The organism is Pantoea dispersa (assembly GCF_014155765.1).
In the GTDB taxonomy this organism is placed as follows: Bacteria; Pseudomonadota; Gammaproteobacteria; order Enterobacterales; family Enterobacteriaceae; genus Pantoea; species Pantoea dispersa.
Genome location: NZ_SCKT01000008.1, coordinates 150846 through 176018, shown reverse-complemented (window position 1 = coordinate 176018; position 25173 = coordinate 150846). Strand labels below are relative to the sequence as shown.

Sequence of the window (25173 nt, the reverse complement as noted above, 5' to 3'; positions counted from 1 at the left end):
AGTGCCGCGCCTGGCGCGACAGATGCAGGCAACTTTATCACAAAATCGGCGACCCGCCTTTTCACTGCCTGCGCCCTTTGCGAGCCGGCTCTGGAATTTGTCACGCGCCGCTGGTGGCCTGCAATGCACCGGCGCAGAATGGCGGCATTGCAGGGAGGGCGGAACGATGACGGAACTGGCACCACGGGAAAAATTGACGCTGCTGGGCGCCGAGGCGCTAAGCGATGCCGAGCTGCTGGCGATCTTTTTACGTACCGGCACGCGCGGCAACAGCGTGATGGGGCTGGCGCGGCTGATGCTGAATGAATTCGGTTCGCTGTATCGCATCATGACCGCCAGTAAAGAGGAGCTGGGGCAGATAAAGGGCGTCGGCAGCGCCAAAATGACGCAACTGCATGCCATTGCGGAACTGGGTCGGCGCTTTTTTGCCAGCCAGCTGGCGCGCGAAAATGTGATGGAGAATCCGCAGGTCACGCGCCACTACCTGCAAAGCGTGCTGGCACATCAGGAGCGTGAAATCTTTATGGCGCTGTTTCTGGATAACCAGCACCGCGTTTTGCAGGCGCAGAAGATGTTTTCCGGCTCCATTGCCAGCGTGGAAGTGCATCCGCGTGAAATCGTGCGTGAGGCGCTAAAGCTCAACGCGGCTGCGGTGATACTGGCGCACAATCATCCGTCCGGCATGGCGGAACCGAGCCGTGCCGATCGTGAGATTACCAGCAAGGTGGCGCAGGCCTGCGCGCTGCTGAATATCCGTTTATTAGATCATCTGGTGATTGGTCACGGCGAGTTTACCTCTTTCGCCGAGCGCGGCTGGCTGTAATTCGCGGCGTCAACTGGGCAGAAATCCGGCGTTTTTGCGCGATCCGGAGGGATCTTTATCTGTTCGGGACTTGAGCACTTCGGCTTAGCGGCGTATACTACGCCACCTTTGAGAATCTCGGGTTTGGCGTTTGGGCCAGCTTAGCGGGTTCACATGGAACTCGCCTGGGCGGGCTAAGGCCTGACGAGGCGGCCAAAACCTAGTTTTTAAAGCTCGAGCTGATTTGATTTTTGGAGAATAGAAATGTCACGAGTCTGCCAGGTAACTGGAAAGCGTCCGGTGACCGGTAACAACCGTTCCCACGCAATGAACGCGACGAAACGCCGTTTCCTGCCGAACCTGCACTCTCACCGTTTCTGGGTTGAGAGCGAGAAGCGCTTCGTTACTCTGCGTGTATCTGCTAAAGGTATGCGTGTTATTGATAAAAAGGGCATCGATACGGTTCTGGCCGAAATCCGCGCCCGTGGTGAGAAGTACTAAGGAACTGAATCATGGCTAAAGGTATTCGTGAGAAGATCAAGCTGGTTTCCTCTGCTGGTACAGGTCACTTCTATACCACCACGAAGAACAAACGTACTAAACCTGAGAAACTGGAACTGAAAAAGTTCGATCCGGTTGTACGTCAGCACGTGATCTACAAAGAAGCCAAAATTAAGTAATTTTGGTGTTCTTGCGAAAAACCCGGCTCCGGCCGGGTTTTTTGTTTCTGCGCTACGTTGAGGAGATGAGATGCCTGAATTACCTGAGGTAGAAACCAGCCGACGCGGTATAGAACCTCACCTGGTGGGAGAAACCATTCTGCATGCCATTGTGCGCAATCCGCGTCTGCGCTGGCCGGTTTCCCATGAAATCCACGCGCTGAGTGACCAGCCGGTGCTCAGCGTACAGCGCCGCGCCAAGTATCTGCTGCTGGAGCTGCCGCACGGCTGGATCATCATTCATCTTGGCATGTCCGGCAGCCTGCGCGTTCTGCCCGGCGAACTGCCGGCTGCGAAGCACGACCACGTCGATTTGGTGATGAGCAATGGCAAAGTGCTGCGCTATACCGATCCGCGGCGTTTTGGCGCCTGGCTGTGGACTACCGATCCGGAAGGCAGCAGCGTGCTGGCGCACCTCGGGCCGGAACCGCTGAGTGATGTCTTCAGCGGCGGGTATCTGTATGAAAAGTCGCGCGGCAAACGCACGGTGATCAAGCAGTGGCTGATGGATAACAAAGTGGTGGTGGGCGTGGGTAACATCTATGCCAGCGAATCGCTATTTACCGCCGGGATCTTACCCGATCGTCCGGCGATGAGCCTGAGTGAAGCGGAAGCGGAACTGCTGGCGAACACCATCAAAGCCGTACTGCTGCGTTCGATTGAGCAGGGCGGCACCACGCTGCGTGATTTCCTGCAGACCGACGGTAAGCCAGGCTATTTTGCGCAGCAGTTGCAGGTGTATGGACGCACCGGCGAGCCTTGTCGCGCCTGCGGTACGCCGATCCTCAGCGGTAAACACGGTCAGCGCAGCACCTTCTGGTGTCCACGCTGCCAGCACTGATTACGGCTGCGCCAGCTTCGCCAGCAGCGCCTGATGCACCACGGCAGGCAGAAATGCCTGCACGTCACCCTGATGACGCGCCACTTCCTTGACCAGCGACGACGAGACAAATGAGAAGCCTTCGGAGGGCATCAGAAACACGCTCTCCAGCGTGGGCAGCAGATGACGGTTCATGTGCGCCAGCTGCAGCTCATACTCAAAGTCCGATACCGCACGCAGGCCGCGCACCAGCACGTTCGCGTTCTGCGCCTGGGCAAAATTCGCCATCAAATCGCTAAAGCCAACCACCTCAACATTGGGCAGATGGGCCGTAACCTGGCGCGCCAGATCGACACGTTCATCAAGGCTAAACAGCGGCTTCTTACTCGGGCTGGCGGCAATCGCCAGCACGATGCGATCAAACATCTGCGCTGCGCGCGTGACGATATCCAGATGGCCCAGCGTCATCGGGTCAAACGTGCCGGGATAAATCGCTTTAGTGCTCATACGCGGCCCTGTGTTGAGGTGTGATGCAGCGCCCAGAGCGCCGAGTATTTATTAAAGGTGTATTGTGCGTTGACCACCGCCAGAATCCAGCCTTGTTTACCATCGAGAAAACCGGCGCGCAGCAGCAGTGTCTTAATAAACGCGCCTGCGGTGTGGCTGAAAACAGAGAGAATACTGCAGCGCTTACCGCGCTGAAAGCGCTCCTGCGCCCAGGCTTCGGCATAGTTCATCTGCTTGCGCTGGAAGGCGATCAGGTCGCGGCAGGTCAGGTGCTGCAAATCACCCGGCAGCGCCACCACCGGCGTGCCCTGGGTCTCCAGCGATTCGTGCACCAGATTGTCGTTATAGCGCAGATGGCGCGGATAGAGGCGCAGCACGCGGTCGGGATACCAGCCGCTGTGGCGCATAAAGCGGCCGAGAAACAGATTACTGCGCCCGAGGCTGTAAACCTTATCGCTGGGTGGCTGTATCAGCACCTGCTCAATGGCGCGGCGCAGTTCTGGCGTAACCCGTTCATCGGCATCCAGCATCAGAATCATATCGCCGCTGGCAAAGGCCTGGGCGCGCTGACGCTGCTTACCAAAGCCGGCCCAGCCGTCTGCCTGATAGACCTGTGCACCGTGCGCGCGTGCAACCTCAATGGTCGCATCGCTGCTGCCCGAATCCAGCAGAATGATTTCATCTGCCCAGCTGACGGAAGCCAGCGCCTCCGGAAGGAGTTCAGCTTCGTTTTTGGCGATCATAACCACGGAGAGACGTTGGCGTTGCGACATGCGTTAATGAGCTCGTGGAGGCAGATGCGGTTCGAGTAACTGTAGCAGACGCTGCAGTGCGCCCTGATTCTGGTGCAGCACGTCTACCGCGTGGCGGCCGTAGTAGCGGCGATAATCGTCATCCTGCAGCAGGTTCGCCACTTCTTTTTCCAGCGACACCACATCAGTAACGGTAATCAGCCCTTCCGCCTGTTGCAGACGGGCGCAGATATCTTTGAAGTTCCAGATGTGCGGGCCCATCAGCACCGGAATGGCATGTGCAGCGGGCTCGAGCGGATTGTGGCCGCCGCGCTCCACCAGGCTGCCGCCAACAAAGGCCAGATCGGCGATGCCGTACAGCAGCATCAGTTCGCCCATGGTATCGCCAATCACCACCTGCGTGGCGCTGGAGGGGATCTCGCCGCTGCTGCGCAGGGTAAAGCTGAAGCCGCGTTTTTGCGTCAGGTTGCAGGCATCTTTAAAACGTTCCGGATGGCGCGGCACCAGAATCAGCAGCAGGTCCGGGAACTGTTGCAGCAGGCGACGATGGGCGTCGAGCACGATGGCCTCTTCGCCTTCGTGCGTGCTGGTGGCGATCCACACCGGCCGGCGCGACGCCCACTGGCGGCGCAGCGTCACCGCGCGTGCTGCCAGCTCAGGCGTAACGGAGATATCAAACTTGAGACTGCCGGTCACGGCCAGATGCGAGCGCTTCAGGCCGAGGCTGAGGAAACGATCGCCGTCCTCAACGTTCTGCGCGGCGATCAGCGTAATGCGCTGCAGCAGGTCACGCATGAAACCGCCGAGCTTTTTATAACCTCTGGCGGAGCGTTCAGACAGGCGCGCATTGGCAATCACCAGCGGAATCTGGCGCTGATGCAGAATGCGAATGATGTTCGGCCACAGCTCGGTTTCCATAATAATCACCAGCCGCGGGTCGACGGTATCGAGGAAACGGTTGATTGAACCGGGCAAATCGTACGGCAGATAGACGTGGTGCACGTCTTTGCCAAACGCCGACTGGGCGCGCTCGGAGCCGGTGGGCGTCATGGTGGTCACGGTAATGGGCAGCGTCGGATAGCGATGACGCAACGCGCGCACCAGCGGTACGGCGGCGAGCGTTTCACCGACCGAAACCGAGTGCAGCACAATGCCGTGCGGCGCCACTTTACCGCTGCAGTAGCCGTAGCGCTCCGCCCAGCGTTTGCGATAGGCCGGTGCTTTTCGACCGCGCAGCCACAGGCGCAGCCAGATCAGTGGCTGAATCAGATAAAGCAGGGCTGTATAGAGAGTCGTCATAGTTAAGGTTACGACCAGTTCGCGTCAAAAAACACAGGAAAGGCGGCATGTTAACAGAAACTGACCGCCTGCTCATACCACTTCGTCAACGGGTTTGCAGGACGTGCTGATAAAGCGAAGTCAGTGCCTGCGCCAGTCTCTGCGGACCATAAGGTTCAATTTTGCGACGTGCGGCTTCGCCCAGCGCCGGATTGTGCGAAAGTGCAGGCGTTGCCATTACCGCTTCGTTTAACGCTTTGATATCCAACGCATCGCAGACAAAACCCTCTTCACCGTTGGTGATAAATTCTGCGCCGCCGCAGCCGGTGCTGGTAATGATTGCCAGCCCGCAGGCCATCGCCTCCAGCACCACATTGGGGAACGGATCGTACAGCGTTGGCAACAGCAGCGCATCGGCGGCGTGATAAAACGGCTGAACGTCCTGCTGCACGCCCGCAAAGCGCAGGCGGTCAAGACAGTTAAGCTGGTTCGCCAGCTGCTGATAGCGCGCCAGCTGTTTGTCCTGGCCGACCACCACCAGGTAGCGATCGCTATTAGCGACCGCTTCGATAGCGGCCTTTAGCCCTTTGCGTTCGAAGCCGGAGCCGACGTAGATCATCACCGTGGCGTCCTGCGGCAGGTTGAGTCGCTGACGCGCGGCGTGACGCAGCGTATCGCTGGCAGGCTGAAAACGCTGGCTATCAATGGCGTTGTGAATCACGTGGATTTTGCTGGCATCCAGCGCGAAATGGCGCAAAATATCCTGCTTCACCATGTGCGAATTACAGATCACCGCTTTCAGCGAGGGCGCGTTGAACATCTCCGCTTCCGCCTGCAGCACATAGCGATGGTACGGGCTCAGGCTGGCGCTCAGCCGCTGCCACGGCGAAACAATGCGCGCGCGCTGCTCCAGCCATACGCGATGCACGCCGTCGCCGGCGCGGAAAATATCGCAGCCGGCGATGCGCTCGTGGCTCTGTACGATATCGAACTTTTCCCGCTCCCAGCAGGCGCGCGCCGCGCGGGCAAAGCCGCGTTCACGCGAAATGCGGCCGAATTTTGCCGGATTGCAGATGTGCAGGTGCCAGGCCGGGTTCGGCGTGCCCTGCCAGCTGCGGGTAATGATGTTGAGATCGAGCTGCTCGCTGTCCAGCGCTTCCAGCGCGCGTGAGATAAAGCGCTCGGCACCGCCGTCCGGCCGGTATTTCTGCCGGACAATCGCCAGCCGTAACTTAGTCATGCAAAAGGCTCCTGGCGGCGGCAAGCACATCCTCAACCGGGATGGCAGACAGATAGCGCTGCTCGGTATTGGTATTGATCGAATCCGGTGACGGCAGCGGCGCATAGTCGCCCGCCCAGATAACGCGGTTATTGTCGCCCCACGGGCGCCAGTGCTGCAGCTTGGTCGGGCCGAACAGCGCCAGGCACGGCGTCTGCAGCGCCGCGGCCATGTGCATCGGTGCGGAATCGACGCCAATAAACAGCTGTGCCGCGTCGATCAGCGCCGCCAGCTGCGGCAGCGAGAGCTGGCCCGCCAGCGACACCACGTTCGGCGTGCGGCACAGCGACTGGATATGGGCGATCATCGCCAGCTCTTTCTGATCGGGCGCGGCGGTCAGCACCACGCTGCGACCATCAGCGGCCAGCGCATCAATCAGCTGCGCCACCTTTTCATCTTCCCAACACTTAAAAACCCAGCGCGAGGTGGGCTGCAGCACCACAAACGGGCCGGTAATCGGCTGCTGAGCGAGGACGTCCTGCACTTTTTGCTGGTCGGCGGCGCTGAAATGCATGGAGGCTGTCGCCCCGGCGGTGGGAATGCCGAGCGGCTGCAGCGCCGTCATGTTTTGTTCCACGGTATGCAACTGATGGTGACGGTCGGTAGAAACCAGCTGGTTATGGCACCAGCGCCAGAACGCGTTGTCGCGCTTGCGGTACGCAAAGCCAATGCGCACCGGCGCACCGGACAGGCCGGTAATAATGGCGCTGCGCCACTGGTCGGCCAGATTAATCACCACATCGTAATGGCAGGCGCGCACCGCCCGCACCAGCGCGACCTCATGGCGAAACTTCTGCCAGCCGCCTTCCTTTTTCCAGTTGCGATCGATGATATGCAGCTGACGGATCGCCGGATGCGCTTCCAGCATCGGGCGCGTCTCTTTATACAGCAGCACATCAATGTTGGCCTGCGGATAGCGCTGGCGCAGCGCATTGATGGCAGGCGTGGTCAGCAGCATATCGCCATGATGACGCAGCTTTATCAGCAAAATATTTTGCGGTGCAAAGTGGGCTGGAATCGGGCTTGCCATACTCAAATCATCTCAAAATTCAGTGAGCTGATTGTAGGGCAAACCCTGGAGGGGTTAAAGCCGCGGCGGGCGCTTATTTATTGCGCCAGCGATAAATGCGGCTCAGCCACAGCAGCAGCTGATACCACTGACGCGCGCCGCGCGCATTGCGCAACATGCGTTTGTGCGTCTGGCTGCTAAACAGATCGGCGATCATTGCCTGGCGCGCTGCGGCGTCCGGTTCGCGCCGGATAGCGTGGCACACGCTGAGCGCTTCGCGGGTAATCTGCGCGTGGAAGCTCGGGTAAATCTTCACCTTGTGACGATAGCGCGTGTTGATCTCTTCCAGCATGCGCGCGATTTTCAGGTAGTGACGCTGATAGTCGACGTTGTGCTGGCCGGTGCGCTTGCGGTTGCTGATCGACGCATCGTGCATGTAGTAGCGATACAGCACCCGATCGGTGTAGCGCACGCGCTTAACGTTGAGCATGAACTCGGTGGTCCACGGGATGTCCTGATGATGCAGACCGGGTTCAAACTGCAGATTAAGCTGTTCGATCAGCTCACGGCGGTAGATACCGAGCCACACGACGTGCAGGTAACGCCGGGTTTTCAGCGCCTTGTCGAGCCACTCCGGCCCGCTTAACACGCCAGTGCTGGTGAGGCGATCCCGCGGAATCATCGGCTTAGTTGTCTGGCTGGCCTTGAAAAACCACTCGGCGTTGCACTGCGCAGCGTCCAGACGATCGCGCTCCGCCATGTCGACCAGCGTCTGGTACATCGCCGGGTCCATGGTGTCGTCAGCGTCGGGAAAGCTGACGTATTTACCCCGCGCCACGGCCAGCCCGGCATTGCGCGCACGCGACACGCCACCGTTCGGCTGATGAATCACCTGGATATGTGGGTACTGCTGCGCCAGCGCGTCGGCGCGCTCGCCGGAACCGTCGGTGGAGCCATCATCAACAATGATGATCTCCAGCGACGTCAGGGTTTGCGCCAGCAGCGACTGAATGAACACCTCAAACATTGCGCCTGCGTTGTAAACAGATGCAATGATGGAGAGTAAGGGAGCTTCTGGTAACATAGGCCCACATTATTTAATAAAAATTTGACATTTCCTCTCTGAATTATTAGCAGTCACTTCAGAACTTTTTGCACATTAATGGTCAAACTTTATTAGCATGCTCGCTTTTATGTAACTATCAGCGTTTACAGGTCAGGCTGAGCTGCAGCAACGTTTATAACTCTGGGTATTAGCATGAAAAATATACTCGTCATCAGACGCGATAACATTGGTGACATGGTGTGTACAACGCCGTTACTGGAAGGCCTGAAGCAGGTATTCCCGGAGGCAAAGCTGACATTGCTGGTGAACAAGGTTGCAGAGGATGTGGTTAAGCATAACCCTCATGTCGATCGATTATTTGTCTATAAAAAAGCTAAACACCGAAGTAAACATGAAACTGCTATAGGCCTTTACTGGCAGCGATTGAAGATTATGCTGGCACTACGGCAGACTCGATTCGATGCCACTATCCTGGCAAACCCGAGTGCCTGTAAATATAGTTTACGCCTGGCTAAACTGGCTGGCGCTCGCAATATCATCGGTTCAGCGTTACCCCATGAGCAAGTAGACCGTCCGTTTCACAAAGCTGATTTTCATGGTAGTCATCAGGTCGAACACACCTATTCTTACCTTTCTGCGCTCACGCCTGAGGCACCACCCGTACCGCCAGTGAGGCTCTATCTGTCAGAAGCGGAGCGAGAACTGGCCATTAAGCGCATTATTCAGGCTTTTCCTTCCCCGGGGAGGGTTTATGGCGTGCACATCAGTAGCCGTAGTCCTAAACGTCGTTGGCCGGTTGCTCGCTATGCCGCGTTTATCAGTAAATTACTGGAAGATGAACAAGCACGCGTATTGGTCTTTTGGTCGCCACAAGGCACATTAGATCCGCAGGATATTGGCGACGCGGTACGTGCCGGGGAACTGTTGCAGTTGCTCAATTCACCACGTGTTGTCCCATATCCGACGGCATCAGTGCGTGAGTTGATAGCCGGTTTTGACCAATGCGAGCAGATTCTTTGCAGTGATGGCGGACAGATGCATCTCGCCGCCGGCTTACATAAAAAGCAGGTGGTTTTTTTCGGTGATACTAATGCCAGTGTATGGCATCCATGGTCCGGTACCTATCAGATTATGCAGAGCGCAACTGGCGAATGCGTTGATGTATCGCTTGATTCGGTCTGGAGTGCGTGGCAGCAGCTTAGCGCTTTAAGTGACGCTGCTTGAAGCTGTCGTGATATTCTGCAAGTGTCTGGCCGAAAAAGCGGGGCGCCAGCCAAGTAAACAGCGCTTCAAGATCTTCATATAGCTGTTCGATGTCGCGTTCATTTTTAAAGGTTGGGCTGCCGTCCGGCATGAATTCAGAACTGTGCAACATAAATTCAGCATAGTCTTGCCCTTCGGCCAGCGACATTTCGACAACACGTTGCATATCTGCCAGGTTGCCACCTGACGGGCGTAGCCAGTGCACAGCCGGACTTTTCTGTTTGCCGCGCAGGCGATACAAGCCCTGCTTCACACGATTCATTGCTGATGAATATTTATACTGAATGCTCATCGGAATTTCCAGCAGTGTAGAGTCACCGCTGCGTGAAATATCATGCGGATCAATGAAGTAGGGCTGGTGCGGGAAATGCGTATAATTTGTTCCGCCGTTACCCTGCGGTGCACCGCGCGTAAAAGCCCAGTTGACGCGTGGCGTTACAGAACAATCCACCTGATAACCTAACCCGGTAAGAACAGCAGCATAGCGCTCGTCAAATGCCCAGCGTCCGGCACGATGACTGCGCATTTTTGTCTGGAACTTTTCTTCCAGCAAATCGGTCATGAACACCACTTTGTCACGCAATACAGCATCTGGATATTCAATCAAAAACGGCTGCCAGCGCCAGTCATCATCAGTGAGCGGTGCTTCCGGTGGGCTATTCCAGGCGTGTAAATGCATACCAATCTCGCCCTGATTGCGTGCAATTACATCTTTGCCAAATTCGACAAACCCGGGATCCACCGCCATCTCATAATTGGTTAACCAGGTGGGCTTAAAACCATAGCGTTCGCACAGGGCCTGGAAACGCGGCAGATACCGAGTGTTTTCAGTCGTAATAGTGCGATGGTTGCGCCAGAGATTGTCGCCTTCGGTATCAATGGTAATGAGAAATGCATGCCGGGTCATGTTTGCCGCCTGAGACCAGTAAAAACGCAATGTTACGCTGTGGCCTTCAGTGACGCAAAACTATTTAGGCAACAATCTAAGCAGGCAAAAACGCGCAGCAGAGCGTCGGTTTTTACATCTGATTGCGATAATATTTATGGCGTTAATTTCGCTTTTCCATTCGGACAGGAAGGATACTGTGGCAAAACGTATACTCATGGTGATTGATGGCCTGCCAGGCGGCGGTGCCGAAAAAGTGGTGCTCACACTCGTCACCGGTATGATGGCGCAGGGACATCGCGTGTCGCTATTTTCTCTGCGCAAGGTTTGTGACTATCCCTTACCGGCGGGAGTTAATTATCAGGTTATCGAGGATCATAATCGTCGTCCGTGGCGCAAACTCACCGAACTGAGGCGACGCGCCTGCTTGCTGGATCGTGCAGTTCGCCAGGCCGAACAGACTTCAGGCGCATTTGATTTAATCATTTCCCATTTACATAAAACTGACCGGATTGTGCGCCATTGTCGTGCACTACCGTCCAGTAAAACCTGGTTCTGCCTGCACGGCGTATTTTCAGCCTCTTATCTGGGACACCGTAAAGGGCTGTCGCGCTGGTTAAAGGTGCAAAAAATTCACCATGTTTATCAGGGTGGTAATGTTATTGGTGTGTCGCCGGAGGTTCTCGACGACTTAAAAAGGGCTTTTAATGTGACGCTGGCTCGCGAAGCGGTGATCGGCAATCCTTTTGATATTGAAAAAATTCAGCAGCTCGCAGCTGAGCCAGCAGAAGTCCCTTCATCCGGTTTTCTATTGCACGTAGGACGTTTTCATGAGACCAAACGGCACGATCGCTTACTTAAGGCATATGCTCTTAGTGATATCCCTTTGCCGCTAGTGCTGCTTGGTCAGGGATCGGCAGAGAGAAAAGCGGCACTGCAATCGCTGGCGCAGCAATTAGGTATTAATGATCGCGTTATTTTTAAAGGGTTTACTGCCAATCCTTATGCCTGGATTAGTCGGGCCTCGATGCTTATTGTCAGTTCGGACAGTGAAGGATTTGGAAATGTGCTAATTGAAGCGATGCTATGTGGTACGCCAGTAGTTAGTACGCGCTGCCCTGGCGGCCCAAAGTGGCTGCTGCAGGGGGATCTGGCGCGTGGGCTTGCGGACCTGAATGCGCAGTCGCTGGCAGAGACCATGCGGGCGATTTATCAGCAACCACCACAATTCAGTGCGGCGGACTTTGCCGGATTTGATACGGACGCTATATGTAAGCAGTATCTTGCACTAAGCGATTAAACAGAAGGGAGCCTAAGCTCCCTTTTTATCGTTTAATCCCAGCTCAGCACCACTTTGCCTGAACGCCCGGAACGCATCTCGTCGAAGCCCTGCTGGAAGTCGTCGATGTGATAGCGATGCGTGATGATCGGCGTCAGATCGAGGCCGGACTGAATCAGCGCGGCCATTTTGTACCAGGTTTCAAACATCTCACGGCCGTAAATCCCCTTGATAAACAGTCCTTTGAAAATGACCTGATTCCAGTCAATCGACATCTCACCCGGCGGAATGCCCAGCAGCGCAATGCGTCCGCCGTGATTCATGGTCTCCAGCAGGGTACGAAACGCCGGCGGCGCGCCGGACATCTCCAGTCCGACATCAAAGCCTTCGGTCATGCCCAGTTCCGTCATCACCTCGCGCAGATTCTGCTGCGCCACGTTGACCGCGCGCGTCACGCCCATTTCACGCGCCAGCCCGAGGCGGTACTCATTGATGTCAGTGATCACCACATTCCGCGCGCCGACGTGTTTACACACCGCTGCCGCCATAATGCCAATCGGTCCGGCACCGGAGATCAGCACGTCTTCACCTACCAAATCAAACGAGAGCGCGGTATGCACCGCGTTACCGAACGGGTCGAAAATCGCCGCCAGCTCGTCGGAAATATTGTCGGGAATTTTGAACGCGTTAAACGCCGGGATCACCAGATATTCGGCGAAGCAGCCCTGACGATTGACCCCTACACCCACGGTATTACGGCATAAATGGGTACGGCCGGCGCGACAGTTGCGGCAGTGGCCACAGGTGATGTGACCTTCGCCTGATACGCGATCGCCGATGGCGAAACCCTTCACTTCCTGACCGATACCGACCACTTCGCCCACGTATTCGTGGCCGGTGATCATTGGCACCGGAATGGTTTTGCGCGACCAGTCATCCCAGTTATAGATATGCACATCGGTGCCACAGATGGCGGTTTTGCGGATTTTAATCAGCAGATCGTTATGACCAGGCTCCGGCACCGGTGCGTCGTGCACCATCCAGATCCCCTCTTCCGCTTTCAGTTTAGCCAGTGCTTTCATCCGTTGGCTCCTGCAGTGATAACCCCTAATTGGTGTCCGATGCGCGTGAAGGCCGCCACCGCGTGCTCCAGCTGCGCCTGGGTGTGGCCGGCAGAAATCTGCGTGCGAATGCGCGCCTGGCCCTGCGGTACCACCGGATAGAAGAAGCCGGTAACGTAGATGCCTTCCTGCTGGAGCAGGCTGGCAAACTGCTGCGCCACTTTGGCATCGCCCAGCATCACCGGAATGATGGCGTGATCGGCACCGGCCAGCGTAAAGCCAGCGGCGGTCATTTTTTCCCGGAAGAAGCGGGCGTTCTCCCACAGCCGCTGCCGCAGGCCATCGCCTTCGTTCAGCAGATCCAGCACGCGCAGCGACGCGGCCACAATCGCCGGTGCCAGCGAGTTAGAGAACAGATAAGGGCGCGAGCGCTGACGCAGCCATTCAACCACCTCGCGTTTTGCCGCCACGTAACCGCCGGACGCGCCACCCAGCGCTTTACCCAGCGTGCCGGTCAGGATATCCACGCGATCCATCACGCCGCAGTATTCATGCGTGCCGCGTCCGCTTGCGCCGACAAAGCCCACCGCGTGCGAGTCATCCACCATCACCAGCGCATTAAACTCATCGGCCAGGTCGCAAATGCCCTGCAGGTTAGCGATCACGCCATCCATGGAGAACACGCCGTCGGTGGCAATCAGCAGATGGCGCGCCCCCTTGTCGCGGGCCTCCTGCAGGCGCGCGCGCAGCTCAGCCATATCATTGTTGGCGTAACGATAGCGCTGGGCTTTGCACAGGCGGATACCGTCGATGATCGACGCATGGTTGAGCGCATCCGAGATAATCGCGTCTTCCGCGCCCAGCAGGGTCTCAAACAGCCCGCCGTTGGCGTCGAAGCATGAGGAGAACAGGATGGCCTCTTCCATGCCGAGGAACTCCGCCAGCCGCCGCTCCAGCAGTTGATGGCTGTCCTGAGTGCCGCAGATAAAACGCACCGACGCCATGCCGAAACCATGCGTATCCATACCGTCTTTGGCGGCCTGAATCAGCGCCGGATGGTTCGCAAGGCCGAGATAGTTATTGGCGCAGAAGTTAATCACCGGCGGTCTATTGGCGACGTTGATTTCCGCCTGCTGCGCCGAGGTCAGGGTGCGCTCCTGTTTGAACAATCCGTCCTGCCGCGTTGTCTCAAGCTGTTGCCGGATTTGTGAATAGAACTGATCGGACATGATTCTGCTCCTCAGATAGCAAAATTTTGGCACATATTACTGATCGAAAAGCGAATGGACGACAATTCAGCCAGGGAAATCTCCGTTTTGCAGCATAGTTCACGCGGCGCGCAGGATTTGTGCAGCGCGATCGGCGTCATCTGGCTGTCCGCATCGGGCTGAAATGTTATGATGTTAGGTATTCGTGCGTGAAACCTCCTGTTTCACCCCAACTGTTTAAAGGCAAAGCATATGATTATCGTAACCGGCGGCGCGGGCATGATTGGCAGCAACATTGTGAAAGCGCTCAACGATCGCGGTCATACCGATATCCTGGTGGTGGATAATCTGAAAGATGGCACCAAATTCGTGAACCTCGCGGATCTGGACATCGCGGATTACATGGATAAAGAGGAGTTCCTCACCTACATCATGTCGGGTGAAGATCTGGGTCCGATTGAAGCGGTGTTCCATGAAGGTGCCTGTTCAGCCACCACTGAGTGGGACGGTAAGTACATGATGGACAATAACTATCAGTACTCGAAAGATCTGCTGCACTTCTGCCTCGAACGTGAAATTCCGTTCCTGTATGCCTCATCGGCCGCCACCTACGGCGGGCGTAACGAGAACTTCATTGAAGAGCGCCAGTACGAGCAGCCGCTCAACGTGTACGGCTACTCAAAAATGCTGTTCGACCACTATGTCCGCCAGATTCTGCCGGAAGCGGATTCGCCGGTGTGCGGCTTCCGCTATTTCAACGTGTACGGGCCGCGTGAAGGCCATAAAGGCAGCATGGCGAGCGTCGCGTTCCACCTCAATACGCAAATCAGCAACGGTGAAAATCCTAAGCTGTTCGAGGGCAGCGACAGCTTCCGTCGTGACTTCATCCACGTTGATGATGTAGTGGCAGTCAATCTGTGGTGCTGGGAAAACGGCGTTTCCGGCATCTATAACTGTGGTACCGGCCGCGCCGAATCTTTCCAGGAAGTGGCGGATGCGGTGCTGAAGTTCCACCAGCAAGGCCAGATCGAATACATCCCGTTCCCGGACAAACTGAAAGGGCGCTACCAGGCCTTTACGCAGGCGGATCTCAGCAAACTGCGCGCCGCGGGCTATGACAAACCGTTTAAAACCGTTGCGCAGGGCGTGGGCGAATACATGGCCTGGCTGAACCGTCACGCATAAGGAAACCGGCACCGGCGATGAAAATTCTGGTTATTGGCCCCTCCTGGGTCGGCGATATGATGATGTCGCAAAGTCTCTATCGCACGCTGAAACAGGCGCACCCTGAGGCGGTAATTGATGTGATGGCGCCGGCCTGGTGCCGGCCGCTGCTGTCACGCATGCCGGAAGTGAATCAGGCGCTGGCGATGCCGCTTGGCCACGGTGCGCTGGCGCTGGGTGAGCGCCGTCGCCTGGGCAAAGCGCTGCGGGCCAGCGGTTACGATCGCGCCTATGTGCTGCCAAACTCGTTTAAATCGGCGCTGGTGCCGTTTTTTGCCGGCATCAAACGCCGCATCGGCTGGCGCGGTGAAATGCGCTATGGCGTGCTGAATGACGTGCGTGTGCTGGACAAAGCCGCGTTTCCCTTAATGGTGGAGCGCTATGTGGCGCTGGGCTATGACCAGCCGGTTGCGGCGGCAGCACAGTTGCCGCAGCCGCTGTTGTGGCCGCAGCTGCGCGTCGACGACGATGAAAAACGCATGACCGCAGCGCAGTTTGCGCTGTCGGCCGATCGCCCGGCCATCGGCTTCTGCCCCGGTGCCGAATTTGGTCCCGCGAAGCGCTGGCCACACTATCACTACGCCGCGCTGGCAGAACAGCTGATTGCTGAAGGCTATCAGGTGCTGCTGTTTGGCTCGGCTAAAGATCGGGAAACCGGCGAGGCGATCCTGCAGGCGCTGCCGGACACGGCACGCGCGCACTGCCGCAATCTGGCGGGCGAAACGCAGCTGGAGCAGGCGGTGATTCTGATCGCCCACTGTGCTGCGGTCGTCAGCAATGATTCCGGACTGATGCACATTGCCGCCGCGCTCAACCGGCCGCTGGTGGCGCTGTATGGCCCGAGCAGCCCGGACTTCACGCCGCCGCTGTCCCATCAGGCGCGCATCATTCGCCTGATTACTGGCTACCACAAAGTGCGCAAAGGCGATGCCGCAGAGGGCTATCACCAGAGCCTGATTGATATTCAACCGGCACGCGTGCATCAGGAACTCAATGAGTTACTGCATCCGGTGCAGGAGTAACCATGCACGTTTTGATTGTTAAAACCTCGTCGATGGGTGATGTGCTGCACACGTTGCCGGCGCTGACCGATGCGATGCAGGCGATTCCCGGCATTCGCTTCGACTGGGTGGTGGAAGAGAATTTTGCGCAAATTCCTGGCTGGCATCCGGCCGTCGACAAAGTCCTGCCGGTGGCGATTCGTCGCTGGCGCAAACACTGGTTTGGCAGCCAGCAGCGCGAAGAGCGCGTGCAATTCAAACGCGAGCTGCAGTCACGTCAGTACGACGTGGTGATTGATGCCCAGGGGCTGATTAAAAGCGCCGCGCTGGTGACGCGCCTGGCTAAAGGCATCAAACATGGCCAGGACAGCCGCAGCGCACGTGAACCGTTCGCCAGCTGGTGGTATGACAAGCGTCATGAGATTGGTAAGCAGCAGCACGCCGTGGAACGCACGCGCGAACTGTTCGCGAAAAGTCTGGGCTATGAAAAACCGGCCACGCAGGGCGACTATGCCATTGCCGGTCATTTTCTCGCGGCGCAACCGCAGGATAGCCAACCGTACCTGGTGTTTCTGCACGCCACAACGCGCGACAACAAACACTGGCCGGAAGATCACTGGCGCCAGCTCATCGCGCGGGTTCAGCCCACTGGCCTGCGCGTCAGGCTGCCGTGGGGCGCCGAACACGAGCACCAGCGCGCGCAGCGGCTGGCAGCAGGGTTTGATCATGCAGAGGTGTTGCCGAAGCTAACGCTGGAGCAGGTGGCGCAGCAGCTGGCGGGTGCCCGTGCAGTGGTCTCGGTGGATACCGGTTTGAGCCATCTGACCGCCGCGCTGGATCGCCCCAACATCACCCTGTTCGGCCCGACTGACCCGGGACTGATTGGTGGCTATGGCAGGAATCAGCATGCTATTGTTAGCGAGAATGGGACAATGCAGTTTATTTCTGCTGATTATGTTATGAATAAGTTACGGGAATTGCTCTGAATGTCATCATTATTCAAGCAAATTTATCGTTATACTCACAGAAGAAAGCTGAGGCATAACGAAAACTTTTGGCCACATATTAAAATCTCGCGTAACGAAGCCGGACATATTCAGCGGCTATCATACCGCGGTGAAGAAGTGAAAGTTGAGGATCTCAACAATCTCCGATCTGCTACATCAGGAGATTTTACTATTCTGGCAACCGGACCATCAATCAAAACATTAAATCTGCATGATCTTTCACGAACCAGTGTTATCGGCGTAAATGGTGCTTATCATTTACGTGATAAAATCAAATTTGCATATTTTGTTATTGTTGATCGGGATTTTATTGATAAGAAGTTTGATGTGGTTGAGGAAATAATTGATGATTCAGAGTTATTGTTTTTTACCACTTTACATTGTTTAAACGATATTCTTAAGCGAGTTGGGGGACTTAAGATAAAATGTAAGTTAGCGATAATTGAAGACTTAAGCTATAAGATCTTCTGCGATATTGTTCAGCCTAACGAATATGCCAGTCGATATAATAAAACAAAAGGAATAAGTTTATTCAATACCGATCCGCCATCTGGATTTTCCTGGGATATAAGAGTTGGTATTTTTGATGCTGCTACGGTTGTATATTGGGCATTGCAATTATCAGTTTGGTTAGGGGCCGGTAGAATTCTATTGGCCGGTGTTGATATGAATAATTTTGGAAGCCCCAGATTCTATGAGAATGAAGAAAATAAACAACCCAGCCAGCTTGAAATGAATTTTAATAAGGTTATACAGCCGGCATTTTATCATGCAAGCTTGGAGTTAAAGCGGAAGAAGATAAAGGTGTATAATCTCTCTTTAAAAAGTGGTCTAGGCGAAGATATATTTGAGAAGGCAACGCTAGATGTTATTTTTAAAAAGGTGTGAAAGTCTGAAACCAGTGGCTCTAATTTCTTTTATGAGCTTCTTACTGCTGCTTCCTATATTTACTGGTGTAGGGAAAGTAAACAATTTATTTCATATCTCAATTATTTCAGCAATGATTTATATCTTTCTGACTCGAAATAATATCTTTCACCAAGATGGCTTGAGTGGGAAGTCTCTGGGGGTTGTTTTAATATTTCTGCTTTATTATAGCTTAACCAACCTCTGGAGTGCTGACCCATCAAATATTGAGTCAACATTAAAGCACTCTATGTATTTTGTCTTCTTTATACTGATGTTTAATCATTGCATCGTAAAGTATGGGGTGCTAAAAGTTCATCTCGTTATTTTTATGGGGTGCATAACGCTTTTTATTTTAACAATTCTTTTTGTTGATAAGAGCACAATTTTAACTAATAGACTAGAATCAGGGTTTCTCTATGCCCCTAAGAATGTTATTGATTTAGGTGGTTATTTTGCTATCGGAATCTTGAGCGGGTTAATAGTTGCGCGTGAGTCTGGTAAGCTCTGGGTTTTCATTCCTGCTGCTTTCCTTTTCATTGGGTTATTATTGACTCAAAGCCGCGGACCTTTGCTGGCTTTAATTGTATCTTTGTTAGTATTATTTGCAAAATATAAAAATATGCATTTGCGGCATTTTTTATATATTTTTTTAGTTTCCTTAATTATATCATTGTTCTTCTTTTTCACAGATTATGGCAATGAATTCTATCAACGTATGTTGTCTTCTTATCAACAGAGCTTTATTCGCTTTGGGATCTGGAAATTTGCATTTGAGCAAGGTCTTCATCATCCCGTATTTGGCTGGGGATTCGATAAAGAAATTAGGTTTATAAACAGTATCGGACAGCATGTTACTACAACGCATAGTATTTATTTTTCTGCCTTTCTTAAGGGAGGAGTTGTAGGTGTTTTCTTCCTTTTAGCGCTAATGATTACCGGACTTATCAATGCCTATAAGAAATTTCATCGGGGTGCGGGTCTGGAAGCTTCAATTTATCTTTTTTCACTGATGTTTTTTATTACTCAAGGTATGTTTGTTATTGGAGGGCCAGGAGAATCATGGATACTTTTCTGGCTTCCATTAGCTATTGTTTTATCCAACCGTCAAACCCGTTAACAAATGTCGCCCAGAGACTTTCATGTAAATGATCTGGGCAATATTATTCGAGAATTGAAGCCAGTGCTTCATATACTTTAGCAACTCCTATTTTACGGAGTGGGTATATTGGATCGTCATTTTTCTCTGGCTCGATTCGTATGGTCCTGTGCAGTTGAGGATCCTGATAAGGACCTGTATGGGCAGGATTAGCACTAACATATAAACTAACAGTTCTTGTTCTTGCAGTGATTGCGATGTGAAGCGGACCGGTATCTCCAGTAACGAGAGCATCAACTGAATAGATTAACTTTATTAACTCTGGCAAACGAGTTTTGCCAATATATGATACAACGTTAGGATGATATTGTTCCGGCAGAGCGGCATAGAAGGCTGAGGCAAGTTTCAGATCTTGTTCTGCACCCGTCAATACAATATGGGTACTGGGATGGCGTGAGATGATAGTTTGCGCAAGATTTGAATAGTGCTCAACAGGCCAGCAACGTAGCTTTTCTGATGCACCTAATTGGAATGCTATAGTAGCATTGTTATTACTTGATATTGGTGTGTTATAATCATTTGGAAATTGCATTGAAATATTGGTAATATCACAACCAAGTTGTGCAATTAAATTTAATTTTCGCTGAATAATATGAAGGTTTTTCTCTTTGCTATATAAGTCTATCCAGCGATTAAAAATCGTTGTGTCACTGCTAAAATTATCTCGCACAATATACCTGGAACCACCAAGGCGTGAGCATAAAATATCATAACCAATTCGAGAGTGAAGTATGAATGTAATTTCAGCCTTGAATTTCCTCATGGCTTTAATAACGCTAAATATATTTTTAACTTTATTGTCCCAAATAACCACTTCATCAAACCATGTACTACCCTGCACTAAATCGCGGTTCTTATAGCTCGAGACCAGCATGATTTTAGCCGCAGGATAGCGATTTCTTATCGCACGGATTGCTGGTGTGTTGAATAACAGATCGCCCAGCGCTGTTGTGGAGAAAATAACAATACGCTTAAAGTCCTGAGCTGCACTAAGCGGCTTTTTATTCGCATCAATCCTGCTCAATCTGGCATGCAGGCTTAGTACTTTATTTATAGTATTAATCTTCCAGAGCTTCTTCATTAATACGTATTACCTTCAAATTCAATTCAATAGGAAAACATATGAAAAAAACAATCCAGCTATAATAACGGAAAAATCATCAGCCTCAAAAGAGGCTGATGTGAATATTTTGCACGATATTCAAACAGAGCCTCAAAGCAGTTGCTGTAGCTGCTTAATCAGTGGGCTATTGGTAATACTCTCAACTAGCACCTCCACCGCACGACTCTGCGGTACGGCTGGCAGCGGCTGGCCCGGCTTACACACGCCAGGCGCACGGAACACCGGGGTACGCGGTTTCACCGGCGTGCTGACCGGCGGCGTAGCGCCCTGGCGCAGCGGTTCGTTGAGCAACTGGCTGGGGCGGACGAGGGTGATATCGCCCGGTAGCGTTGGCAACATCTGCTGCAACACCCGTACTGTGGTGGGATGCGGATGGCCAATGGCGATAGCGTAGCCATCACGCTGTGCCAGCTTCACTGCGCGGGTGAACTGGGTGCGAATCGCCGCTTCATTCTGGCTGTCGTCGAGGAATACGCGCCGCTTCAGGACTTTGACCTGCGTGCCCTGCGCGGCCGGGACCGACTGGCTGTTGCCAATGGTCATGCTATCGAGGAAGTAGTAGTTGTAGTGATTAAGCACCTGCATCACTTTCTGCATGCCGGGCAGGCTGGAGGTCATTTTGCTGCCCATATGGTTGTTCAGGCCAACCGCATACGGCACTTTGTTGCTGGCGTCACGCACGACGCGCGCGATCTCTTCGCTGCTCATCTCCGGCGTCAGCGTGTCCTTCTCCAGCGGCTGTTTGCTCAGCGGCGCCATCGGCAGGTGAATCAGCACTTCATGACCGCCCTGATGCGCTTTGGTTGCCATATCACGCGCATGAGGCGCGTTGGGTAGCACCGCCACAGAAATCGCGGCAGGCATCTGCAGCACTTTATTCTCTTCAGCCGGGCGGTAGCCGAAGTCGTCAATGACGATAGCCAGTTTTCCCGCATGGGCGGCAAAGGTGAAAAACAGCCCGCACAGGGCGGCGCTAAGCTTTTGGGACTGAAACAACACTTATCTTCCTAACCACGGCAGTGGATTGACGGCCTGTCCCTGACGACGAATTTCAAAGTAGAGCGAGGGCGTGCCGCGGCCGCCGCTGGTGCCCACGAGGGCGATAGGCTGTCCTGCCTTCACCTGCGCACCGACGCTCACCAACGCGCTCTGATTGTAGCCATAAAGGCTCATATCGCCTTTACCGTGTTCGACGACCACAACCAGGCCGTAGCCTTGCAGCCAGTCGGCCATCAGCACGCGACCATCAGCAATGGCTTTGACTTCAGTGCCTTCCGGGGCATCAATCACCAGACCTTTCCAGCGCAGTTCGCCCTGCATTGCTTCACCAAAGCGATGTTCAATGCGACCGCGCACTGGCCAGATGGCCTGTCCGCCCGGCCGGCCAAGGCCGCCGGTGCGCGCCATCAGCTCGCGCTCGCTTTGCGTAGGGGAATAGCTGGAGCCTTTGGCTTTTGCCTGGGCCTGACGCTGGCGCACTTTTTCCGCCTCGCGCGCTTCGCGTTGCGCCCGTTCGCGCGCCTCACGTTCGGCTTTGGCGATTTTGTCCTGCAGGCGGCTTTCGTTCTGACGCATCTCGACCAGATCGGCCTGGTCTTTCTCCAGCGCGCTCTCCAGTGCGGACAGCGTTTTCTTACGCGCGGCGCTGGCGGTTTCCAGTTTGTTCTGTTGCGTCTGCTGCTGCGCTAATAGCGACTTTTGCTGCTCCTGCTTGCCCTGCAGCGCCTGACGCTGCTGCGCCAGCTCCTGCTGAGTCTGCTTAAGCTCGTCGATGTTTTTCTGCCGGGCGGCATTGAGGTAGCCAAAATAGGCCAGAATGCGTTCGCTGCGCTGTGCTTCTTCACCGCCGAGCAGCAGCTGCACGCCGTTGTGCTGGCCCTGACGAAACGCGGCATCCAGCTGCTGCGCCAGCAGTTTTTCCTGCTGCGCCTGCTGCTTTTCCAGCCGGGCAATGGCGGCGGTGGTTTGGGCGATTTCGCCGTTCAGCGCGCTCAGGCTGTTGCGGGTTTCACGCAGCTGGCGACTGGCCTGGGCAATCACTTTTTCCTGACTCTGCAGCTGATCGAGCAGCTTACTGCGCTGCAGCTTCTGCGCTTTAACGCTTTTCTCTTTTTCGGCGATGTCCTGCTGAATGGACTTTAGCTGCGTTTTGCTGTCATCGGCGCTATGCGCGGCGACGGGCAACAGCAACGCACCCGCACAAAGCAGGCTGAGGGAGATATCGGACCAGCGAAATGACAACGGAGATGCCGGGTCGTTGTAACGGGTCCTTGTGTGTGTAACGGTCGCTTTTCCCTTCATAGTCGATAATTATTCCACGATGAACAGCCGCTTACCAGTTATCCCGGCCGGGTTTTGCTTTACGAAAGATGTCGGCCACAGCTTACCGGGATAAAGATTGTCTCAATTTTGCGATTAGAACACTTTTTTTGGAAAATGACGCACAAATCGTAACTCTGCCCGCTTCGCGACTGTACATGCGAAGTGGCGCAGGTATACTCAGAACCCTTGTTTTAGCTTATTAGCCCCGGTCTGGAGTCGTTACCCCTCATGCAAGAAATTATGCAGTTTGCAAGCAATCACCCCATCCTTAGTCTGGCATGGGTCGCTTTACTTATTCTGGTGATTGTAACCACCGTTAAAGGTATGTTCTCTAAGGTAAAAACCATCAGCCGTGGCGAAGCAACCCACCTGATCAACAAAGAGGACGCGGTGGTGGTAGACGTTCGTTCACGCGACGACTATCGCAAAGGACACATTTCAGGGGCTATTAACATCGCCGCAGCCGATATCAAAAAAGGCAGCTTCGGCGAGCTGGAAAAGCACAAGTCGCAGCCCATAATTGTGGTATGTGCCACCGGCCAGAGCGCCGCAGAACCGGCAGCCACCCTTAGCGCAGCGGGTTTTGACAAAGTGACCGTGCTGAAAGATGGTGTGAGCGGCTGGAGTGGCGAAAACCTGCCGCTGGTTCGCGGTAAATAACTTCCTGAGGTATCACCGCATGGCTAATGTTGAGATTTACACCAAAGTGACCTGTCCTTACTGCCACCGGGCGAAGGCGTTGCTGGATCAAAAAGGCGTGTCATACCAGGAGATTCCCATTGATGGGGACGCGGTAAAGCGCGAAGAGATGATCAAACGCAGCGGCCGCACCACGGTGCCACAGATCTTTATTGACGCGCAGCACATTGGCGGCTGTGACGATCTCTACGCGCTGGACGGGCGTCAGGGACTCGATCCCTTGCTCCGCGCATAACATTTTCGACCGACAATTTTCATTTAAAGGATTCAGTAACATGTCAGAGCATAGCAGCAACGAAATGCAGTTCCAGATTCAACGCGTTTACACCAAAGACGTCTCATTTGAAGCGCCAAACGCACCTCAGGTTTTCCAGAAAGAGTGGGAACCGGAAGTGAAGCTGGATCTGGACACCGCCTCTTCTCAGCTGGCGGATGAAGTGTATGAAGTCGTGCTGCGCGTTACTGTCACCGCCACCGTGGGCGAAGACACCGCGTTCCTGTGCGAAGTACAGCAGGCCGGTATCTTCACCATCAGCGGTATCGAAGGCACGCAGATGGCACATTGCCTCGGCGCTTACTGCCCGAACATTCTTTTCCCGTATGCGCGTGAATGTGTCACCAGCCTGGTGTCACGCGGTACCTTCCCTCAGCTTAATCTGGCGCCGGTCAACTTTGATGCGCTGTTCATGAATTATCTGCAGCAGCAGGGTGAAGGCGAAGCGCCACGTCAGGATGCCTGATGACTACACTCAACGCTTCGATTAGCGTCATCGGTGCCGGCTCGTACGGCACCGCTCTGGCCATTACGCTGGCTCGTAATGGCCATCCGGTTCTGCTGTGGGGCCACAATCCACAAAGCGTGGCGCAGCTACAGGCTGACCGATGCAATACCGCTTTCCTGCCCGATGTTCCTTTCCCTGATAATCTCGTTCCTGAAGCCGATTTAGCGCAAGTCGTCAGCGCCAGCCGCGATCTGCTGGTGGTGGTGCCAAGCCATGTATTTGGCGATGTGCTGATGCAGCTGAAACCACTGCTGCGCGCGGATTCGCGCATTGTCTGGGCGACCAAAGGACTGGAAAAAGAGACCGGACGGCTGCTGCAGGATGTGGCGCGCGAAATCCTCGGCGACAGCATTCCGCTGGCGGTGATTTCCGGCCCGACCTTTGCCAAAGAGCTGGCGGCCGGTTTGCCGACGGCGATTGCGCTGGCGGCCACTGACGCGCAGTTTGCCGACGATCTGCAGCAAAAGCTGCACTGCGGCAAAAGCTTCCGCGTTTACAACAATCCGGACTTCACCGGCGTGCAGCTGGGCGGCGCAGTGAAAAACGTCATTGCGATTGGTGCCGGGATCTCCGACGGCATTGGCTTTGGTGCCAACGCGCGTACGGCACTCATCACCCGCGGTCTGGCGGAGATGAGCCGTCTTGGTGCTGCGCTGGGTGCCGATCCGACGACCTTTATGGGCATGGCGGGTCTTGGCGATCTGGTGCTGACCTGTACCGATAATCAGTCGCGCAACCGCCGTTTCGGCATGATGCTGGGGCAGGGCGAAAGCGTGGATGAGGCGCAACGCATTATCGGACAAGTTGTAGAAGGTTACAGAAATACCAAAGAAGTCAAAGCGTTAGCTGCGCGTGTGGGCGTGGAAATGCCAATAACCGAGCAAATTTATCAGGTATTATATTGCGAAAAATCGGCGCGAGAGGCAGCATTGAGCCTGCTTGGTCGTACAAGGAAGGACGAGAACAGCCAAAGCTAAAGCAGGACGCTTAAGCATTATCACCTGTAGCGCCTAATCGGGCG

Annotated in this window: 27 protein-coding genes; 15 read left to right on the top strand and 12 right to left on the bottom strand. The window is 54.5% G+C overall.

Going from position 1 to position 25173, the window contains the following annotated elements; genetic code table 11:
* Positions 1–166 precede the first annotated feature (166 nt).
* The 4 genes from radC to mutM all read left to right on the top strand — a co-directional run bounded on the left by radC (position 167) and on the right by mutM (position 2362).
* Positions 167–823, top strand: coding sequence for a RadC family protein (gene radC / locus H7K56_RS19475; RefSeq protein ID WP_021507076.1), 657 nt, complete (start codon positions 167–169; stop codon positions 821–823).
* Between the two features lie 243 nt (positions 824–1066).
* On the top strand, positions 1067–1303 hold the full coding sequence (gene rpmB / locus H7K56_RS19470; protein ID WP_010616494.1) for a 50S ribosomal protein L28: 237 nt from the start codon (positions 1067–1069) through the stop codon (positions 1301–1303).
* Between the two features lie 11 nt (positions 1304–1314).
* Positions 1315–1482: a 50S ribosomal protein L33 gene (rpmG, locus tag H7K56_RS19465; RefSeq protein WP_001051798.1), complete on the top strand. Its 168-nt coding sequence runs from the start codon at positions 1315–1317 to the stop codon at positions 1480–1482.
* A 70-nt stretch (positions 1483–1552) separates the two neighbouring features.
* Positions 1553–2362 carry a bifunctional DNA-formamidopyrimidine glycosylase/DNA-(apurinic or apyrimidinic site) lyase gene (mutM, locus tag H7K56_RS19460; protein ID WP_150361005.1) on the top strand — a complete coding sequence of 270 codons (810 nt, stop codon included), beginning with the start codon at positions 1553–1555 and terminating at the stop codon, positions 2360–2362.
* Here mutM and coaD read toward each other — a convergent pair whose 3' ends face one another.
* The 6 genes from coaD to H7K56_RS19430 form a co-directional block, all read right to left on the bottom strand.
* Positions 2363–2848, bottom strand: coding sequence for a pantetheine-phosphate adenylyltransferase (gene coaD, locus H7K56_RS19455; RefSeq protein ID WP_021507073.1), 486 nt, complete (start codon positions 2846–2848; stop codon positions 2363–2365).
* Positions 2845–3621, bottom strand: a complete 777-nt coding sequence (locus H7K56_RS19450; RefSeq protein ID WP_150361004.1) for a glycosyltransferase family 2 protein — start codon at positions 3619–3621, stop codon at positions 2845–2847. The genes coaD and H7K56_RS19450 overlap by 4 nt, the downstream gene beginning before the upstream one ends.
* Before the next feature lie 3 nt (positions 3622–3624).
* Complete coding sequence (gene waaA / locus H7K56_RS19445) at positions 3625–4899, bottom strand: lipid IV(A) 3-deoxy-D-manno-octulosonic acid transferase (RefSeq protein WP_021507071.1); 1275 nt, start codon at positions 4897–4899, stop codon at positions 3625–3627.
* A gap of 85 nt (positions 4900–4984) precedes the next feature.
* Entirely contained in the window at positions 4985–6118 is a 1134-nt protein-coding gene (locus tag H7K56_RS19440) for a glycosyltransferase family 4 protein (RefSeq protein ID WP_150361003.1), read from the bottom strand.
* Entirely contained in the window at positions 6111–7187 is a 1077-nt protein-coding gene (rfaQ, locus tag H7K56_RS19435; protein ID WP_088516670.1) for a putative lipopolysaccharide heptosyltransferase III, read from the bottom strand. The genes H7K56_RS19440 and rfaQ overlap by 8 nt, the downstream gene beginning before the upstream one ends.
* A gap of 73 nt (positions 7188–7260) precedes the next feature.
* On the bottom strand, positions 7261–8250 hold the full coding sequence (locus H7K56_RS19430; RefSeq protein WP_150361002.1) for a glycosyltransferase: 990 nt from the start codon (positions 8248–8250) through the stop codon (positions 7261–7263).
* Positions 8251–8424: 174 nt separating this feature from the next.
* Here H7K56_RS19430 and H7K56_RS19425 point away from each other — a divergent pair, with 174 nt between their 5' ends.
* Positions 8425–9456, top strand: coding sequence for a glycosyltransferase family 9 protein (locus H7K56_RS19425; protein ID WP_150361001.1), 1032 nt, complete (start codon positions 8425–8427; stop codon positions 9454–9456).
* Here H7K56_RS19425 and H7K56_RS19420 read toward each other — a convergent pair.
* Entirely contained in the window at positions 9431–10402 is a 972-nt protein-coding gene (locus H7K56_RS19420; RefSeq protein WP_150361000.1) for a polysaccharide deacetylase family protein, read from the bottom strand. The genes H7K56_RS19425 and H7K56_RS19420 overlap by 26 nt on opposite strands.
* 196 nt (positions 10403–10598) lie before the next feature.
* Here H7K56_RS19420 and H7K56_RS19415 point away from each other — a divergent pair, with 196 nt between their 5' ends.
* Positions 10599–11681 carry a glycosyltransferase gene (locus tag H7K56_RS19415; RefSeq protein ID WP_150361019.1) on the top strand — a complete coding sequence of 361 codons (1083 nt, stop codon included), beginning with the start codon at positions 10599–10601 and terminating at the stop codon, positions 11679–11681.
* Between the two features lie 32 nt (positions 11682–11713).
* Here H7K56_RS19415 and tdh read toward each other — a convergent pair whose 3' ends face one another.
* Together tdh and H7K56_RS19405 are read right to left on the bottom strand one after the other, a co-directional pair.
* Positions 11714–12742, bottom strand: coding sequence for an L-threonine 3-dehydrogenase (tdh, locus tag H7K56_RS19410; RefSeq protein ID WP_058759416.1), 1029 nt, complete (start codon positions 12740–12742; stop codon positions 11714–11716).
* On the bottom strand, positions 12739–13950 hold the full coding sequence (locus H7K56_RS19405) for a glycine C-acetyltransferase (RefSeq protein ID WP_150360999.1): 1212 nt from the start codon (positions 13948–13950) through the stop codon (positions 12739–12741). The genes tdh and H7K56_RS19405 overlap by 4 nt, the downstream gene beginning before the upstream one ends.
* Positions 13951–14181: 231 nt before the next feature.
* Between H7K56_RS19405 and rfaD the strand changes: the two genes are divergently transcribed.
* Genes rfaD through H7K56_RS19380 form a run of 5 tightly spaced genes read left to right on the top strand, consistent with a single transcriptional unit; the run spans position 14182 to position 19187 of the window.
* On the top strand, positions 14182–15114 hold the full coding sequence (gene rfaD / locus H7K56_RS19400; RefSeq protein WP_021507062.1) for an ADP-glyceromanno-heptose 6-epimerase: 933 nt from the start codon (positions 14182–14184) through the stop codon (positions 15112–15114).
* A gap of 17 nt (positions 15115–15131) precedes the next feature.
* Positions 15132–16175, top strand: a complete 1044-nt coding sequence (rfaF, locus tag H7K56_RS19395; RefSeq protein WP_058781669.1) for an ADP-heptose--LPS heptosyltransferase RfaF — start codon at positions 15132–15134, stop codon at positions 16173–16175.
* Between the two features lie 2 nt (positions 16176–16177).
* Positions 16178–17140, top strand: coding sequence for a lipopolysaccharide heptosyltransferase RfaC (gene rfaC, locus H7K56_RS19390; protein ID WP_150360998.1), 963 nt, complete (start codon positions 16178–16180; stop codon positions 17138–17140).
* Positions 17141–18049, top strand: a complete 909-nt coding sequence (locus H7K56_RS19385; RefSeq protein ID WP_150360997.1) for a WaaZ-like lipopolysaccharide core biosynthesis protein — start codon at positions 17141–17143, stop codon at positions 18047–18049.
* Entirely contained in the window at positions 18027–19187 is a 1161-nt protein-coding gene (locus tag H7K56_RS19380; RefSeq protein ID WP_150360996.1) for an O-antigen ligase family protein, read from the top strand. The genes H7K56_RS19385 and H7K56_RS19380 overlap by 23 nt, the downstream gene beginning before the upstream one ends.
* Before the next feature lie 43 nt (positions 19188–19230).
* On the opposite strand, the gene H7K56_RS19375 is transcribed toward H7K56_RS19380, so the two are convergent.
* The 3 genes from H7K56_RS19375 to envC all read right to left on the bottom strand — a co-directional run bounded on the left by H7K56_RS19375 (position 19231) and on the right by envC (position 22650).
* A complete protein-coding gene (locus tag H7K56_RS19375) occupies positions 19231–20307 on the bottom strand; it encodes a glycosyltransferase family 9 protein (RefSeq protein ID WP_150360995.1) in 1077 nt (358 codons plus the stop codon).
* Positions 20308–20439: 132 nt separating this feature from the next.
* Positions 20440–21345 (bottom strand): divergent polysaccharide deacetylase family protein, encoded by a 906-nt coding sequence (locus tag H7K56_RS19370; protein ID WP_150361018.1) that lies wholly within the window; start codon positions 21343–21345, stop codon positions 20440–20442.
* A 3-nt stretch (positions 21346–21348) separates the two neighbouring features.
* Positions 21349–22650 (bottom strand): murein hydrolase activator EnvC, encoded by a 1302-nt coding sequence (gene envC / locus H7K56_RS19365; RefSeq protein ID WP_031279626.1) that lies wholly within the window; start codon positions 22648–22650, stop codon positions 21349–21351.
* 249 nt (positions 22651–22899) lie between these two features.
* Between envC and H7K56_RS19360 the strand changes: the two genes are divergently transcribed.
* Genes H7K56_RS19360 through gpsA form a run of 4 tightly spaced genes read left to right on the top strand, consistent with a single transcriptional unit; the run spans position 22900 to position 25129 of the window.
* Complete coding sequence (locus tag H7K56_RS19360; RefSeq protein ID WP_058759412.1) at positions 22900–23331, top strand: rhodanese-like domain-containing protein; 432 nt, start codon at positions 22900–22902, stop codon at positions 23329–23331.
* A gap of 19 nt (positions 23332–23350) precedes the next feature.
* Positions 23351–23605: a glutaredoxin 3 gene (grxC, locus tag H7K56_RS19355; RefSeq protein WP_010616518.1), complete on the top strand. Its 255-nt coding sequence runs from the start codon at positions 23351–23353 to the stop codon at positions 23603–23605.
* A gap of 40 nt (positions 23606–23645) precedes the next feature.
* Positions 23646–24110, top strand: coding sequence for a protein-export chaperone SecB (secB, locus tag H7K56_RS19350; protein WP_021507054.1), 465 nt, complete (start codon positions 23646–23648; stop codon positions 24108–24110).
* Positions 24110–25129 (top strand): NAD(P)H-dependent glycerol-3-phosphate dehydrogenase, encoded by a 1020-nt coding sequence (gene gpsA / locus H7K56_RS19345; protein WP_150360994.1) that lies wholly within the window; start codon positions 24110–24112, stop codon positions 25127–25129. The genes secB and gpsA overlap by 1 nt, the downstream gene beginning before the upstream one ends.
* Positions 25130–25173: the final 44 nt, after the last annotated feature.

Excerpts from the sequence above, each read along its gene's own strand:
- H7K56_RS19415 (WP_150361019.1), top strand. The coding sequence starts at position 10,599 with ATGGTGATTGATGGCCTGCCAGGCGGCGGTGCCGAAAAAGTGGTGCTC.
- rpmG (WP_001051798.1), top strand. The coding sequence starts at position 1,315 with ATGGCTAAAGGTATTCGTGAGAAGATCAAGCTGGTTTCCTCTGCTGGT.
- H7K56_RS19450 (WP_150361004.1), bottom strand. The coding sequence starts at position 3,621 with ATGTCGCAACGCCAACGTCTCTCCGTGGTTATGATCGCCAAAAACGAA.
- secB (WP_021507054.1), top strand. The coding sequence starts at position 23,646 with ATGTCAGAGCATAGCAGCAACGAAATGCAGTTCCAGATTCAACGCGTT.
- H7K56_RS19380 (WP_150360996.1), top strand. The coding sequence starts at position 18,027 with ATGTTATTTTTAAAAAGGTGTGAAAGTCTGAAACCAGTGGCTCTAATT.
- H7K56_RS19405 (WP_150360999.1), bottom strand. The coding sequence starts at position 13,950 with ATGTCCGATCAGTTCTATTCACAAATCCGGCAACAGCTTGAGACAACG.
- rpmB (WP_010616494.1), top strand. The coding sequence starts at position 1,067 with ATGTCACGAGTCTGCCAGGTAACTGGAAAGCGTCCGGTGACCGGTAAC.
- radC (WP_021507076.1), top strand. The coding sequence starts at position 167 with ATGACGGAACTGGCACCACGGGAAAAATTGACGCTGCTGGGCGCCGAG.
- rfaQ (WP_088516670.1), bottom strand. The coding sequence starts at position 7,187 with ATGGCAAGCCCGATTCCAGCCCACTTTGCACCGCAAAATATTTTGCTG.
- rfaC (WP_150360998.1), top strand. The coding sequence starts at position 16,178 with ATGCACGTTTTGATTGTTAAAACCTCGTCGATGGGTGATGTGCTGCAC.
- tdh (WP_058759416.1), bottom strand. The coding sequence starts at position 12,742 with ATGAAAGCACTGGCTAAACTGAAAGCGGAAGAGGGGATCTGGATGGTG.
- rfaF (WP_058781669.1), top strand. The coding sequence starts at position 15,132 with ATGAAAATTCTGGTTATTGGCCCCTCCTGGGTCGGCGATATGATGATG.
- H7K56_RS19425 (WP_150361001.1), top strand. The coding sequence starts at position 8,425 with ATGAAAAATATACTCGTCATCAGACGCGATAACATTGGTGACATGGTG.
- H7K56_RS19360 (WP_058759412.1), top strand. The coding sequence starts at position 22,900 with ATGCAAGAAATTATGCAGTTTGCAAGCAATCACCCCATCCTTAGTCTG.
- gpsA (WP_150360994.1), top strand. The coding sequence starts at position 24,110 with ATGACTACACTCAACGCTTCGATTAGCGTCATCGGTGCCGGCTCGTAC.
- rfaD (WP_021507062.1), top strand. The coding sequence starts at position 14,182 with ATGATTATCGTAACCGGCGGCGCGGGCATGATTGGCAGCAACATTGTG.
- H7K56_RS19430 (WP_150361002.1), bottom strand. The coding sequence starts at position 8,250 with ATGTTACCAGAAGCTCCCTTACTCTCCATCATTGCATCTGTTTACAAC.
- H7K56_RS19440 (WP_150361003.1), bottom strand. The coding sequence starts at position 6,118 with ATGACTAAGTTACGGCTGGCGATTGTCCGGCAGAAATACCGGCCGGAC.
- grxC (WP_010616518.1), top strand. The coding sequence starts at position 23,351 with ATGGCTAATGTTGAGATTTACACCAAAGTGACCTGTCCTTACTGCCAC.
- H7K56_RS19420 (WP_150361000.1), bottom strand. The coding sequence starts at position 10,402 with ATGACCCGGCATGCATTTCTCATTACCATTGATACCGAAGGCGACAAT.
- waaA (WP_021507071.1), bottom strand. The coding sequence starts at position 4,899 with ATGACGACTCTCTATACAGCCCTGCTTTATCTGATTCAGCCACTGATC.
- H7K56_RS19375 (WP_150360995.1), bottom strand. The coding sequence starts at position 20,307 with ATGAAGAAGCTCTGGAAGATTAATACTATAAATAAAGTACTAAGCCTG.
- mutM (WP_150361005.1), top strand. The coding sequence starts at position 1,553 with ATGCCTGAATTACCTGAGGTAGAAACCAGCCGACGCGGTATAGAACCT.
- coaD (WP_021507073.1), bottom strand. The coding sequence starts at position 2,848 with ATGAGCACTAAAGCGATTTATCCCGGCACGTTTGACCCGATGACGCTG.
- H7K56_RS19385 (WP_150360997.1), top strand. The coding sequence starts at position 17,141 with ATGTCATCATTATTCAAGCAAATTTATCGTTATACTCACAGAAGAAAG.
- envC (WP_031279626.1), bottom strand. The coding sequence starts at position 22,650 with ATGAAGGGAAAAGCGACCGTTACACACACAAGGACCCGTTACAACGAC.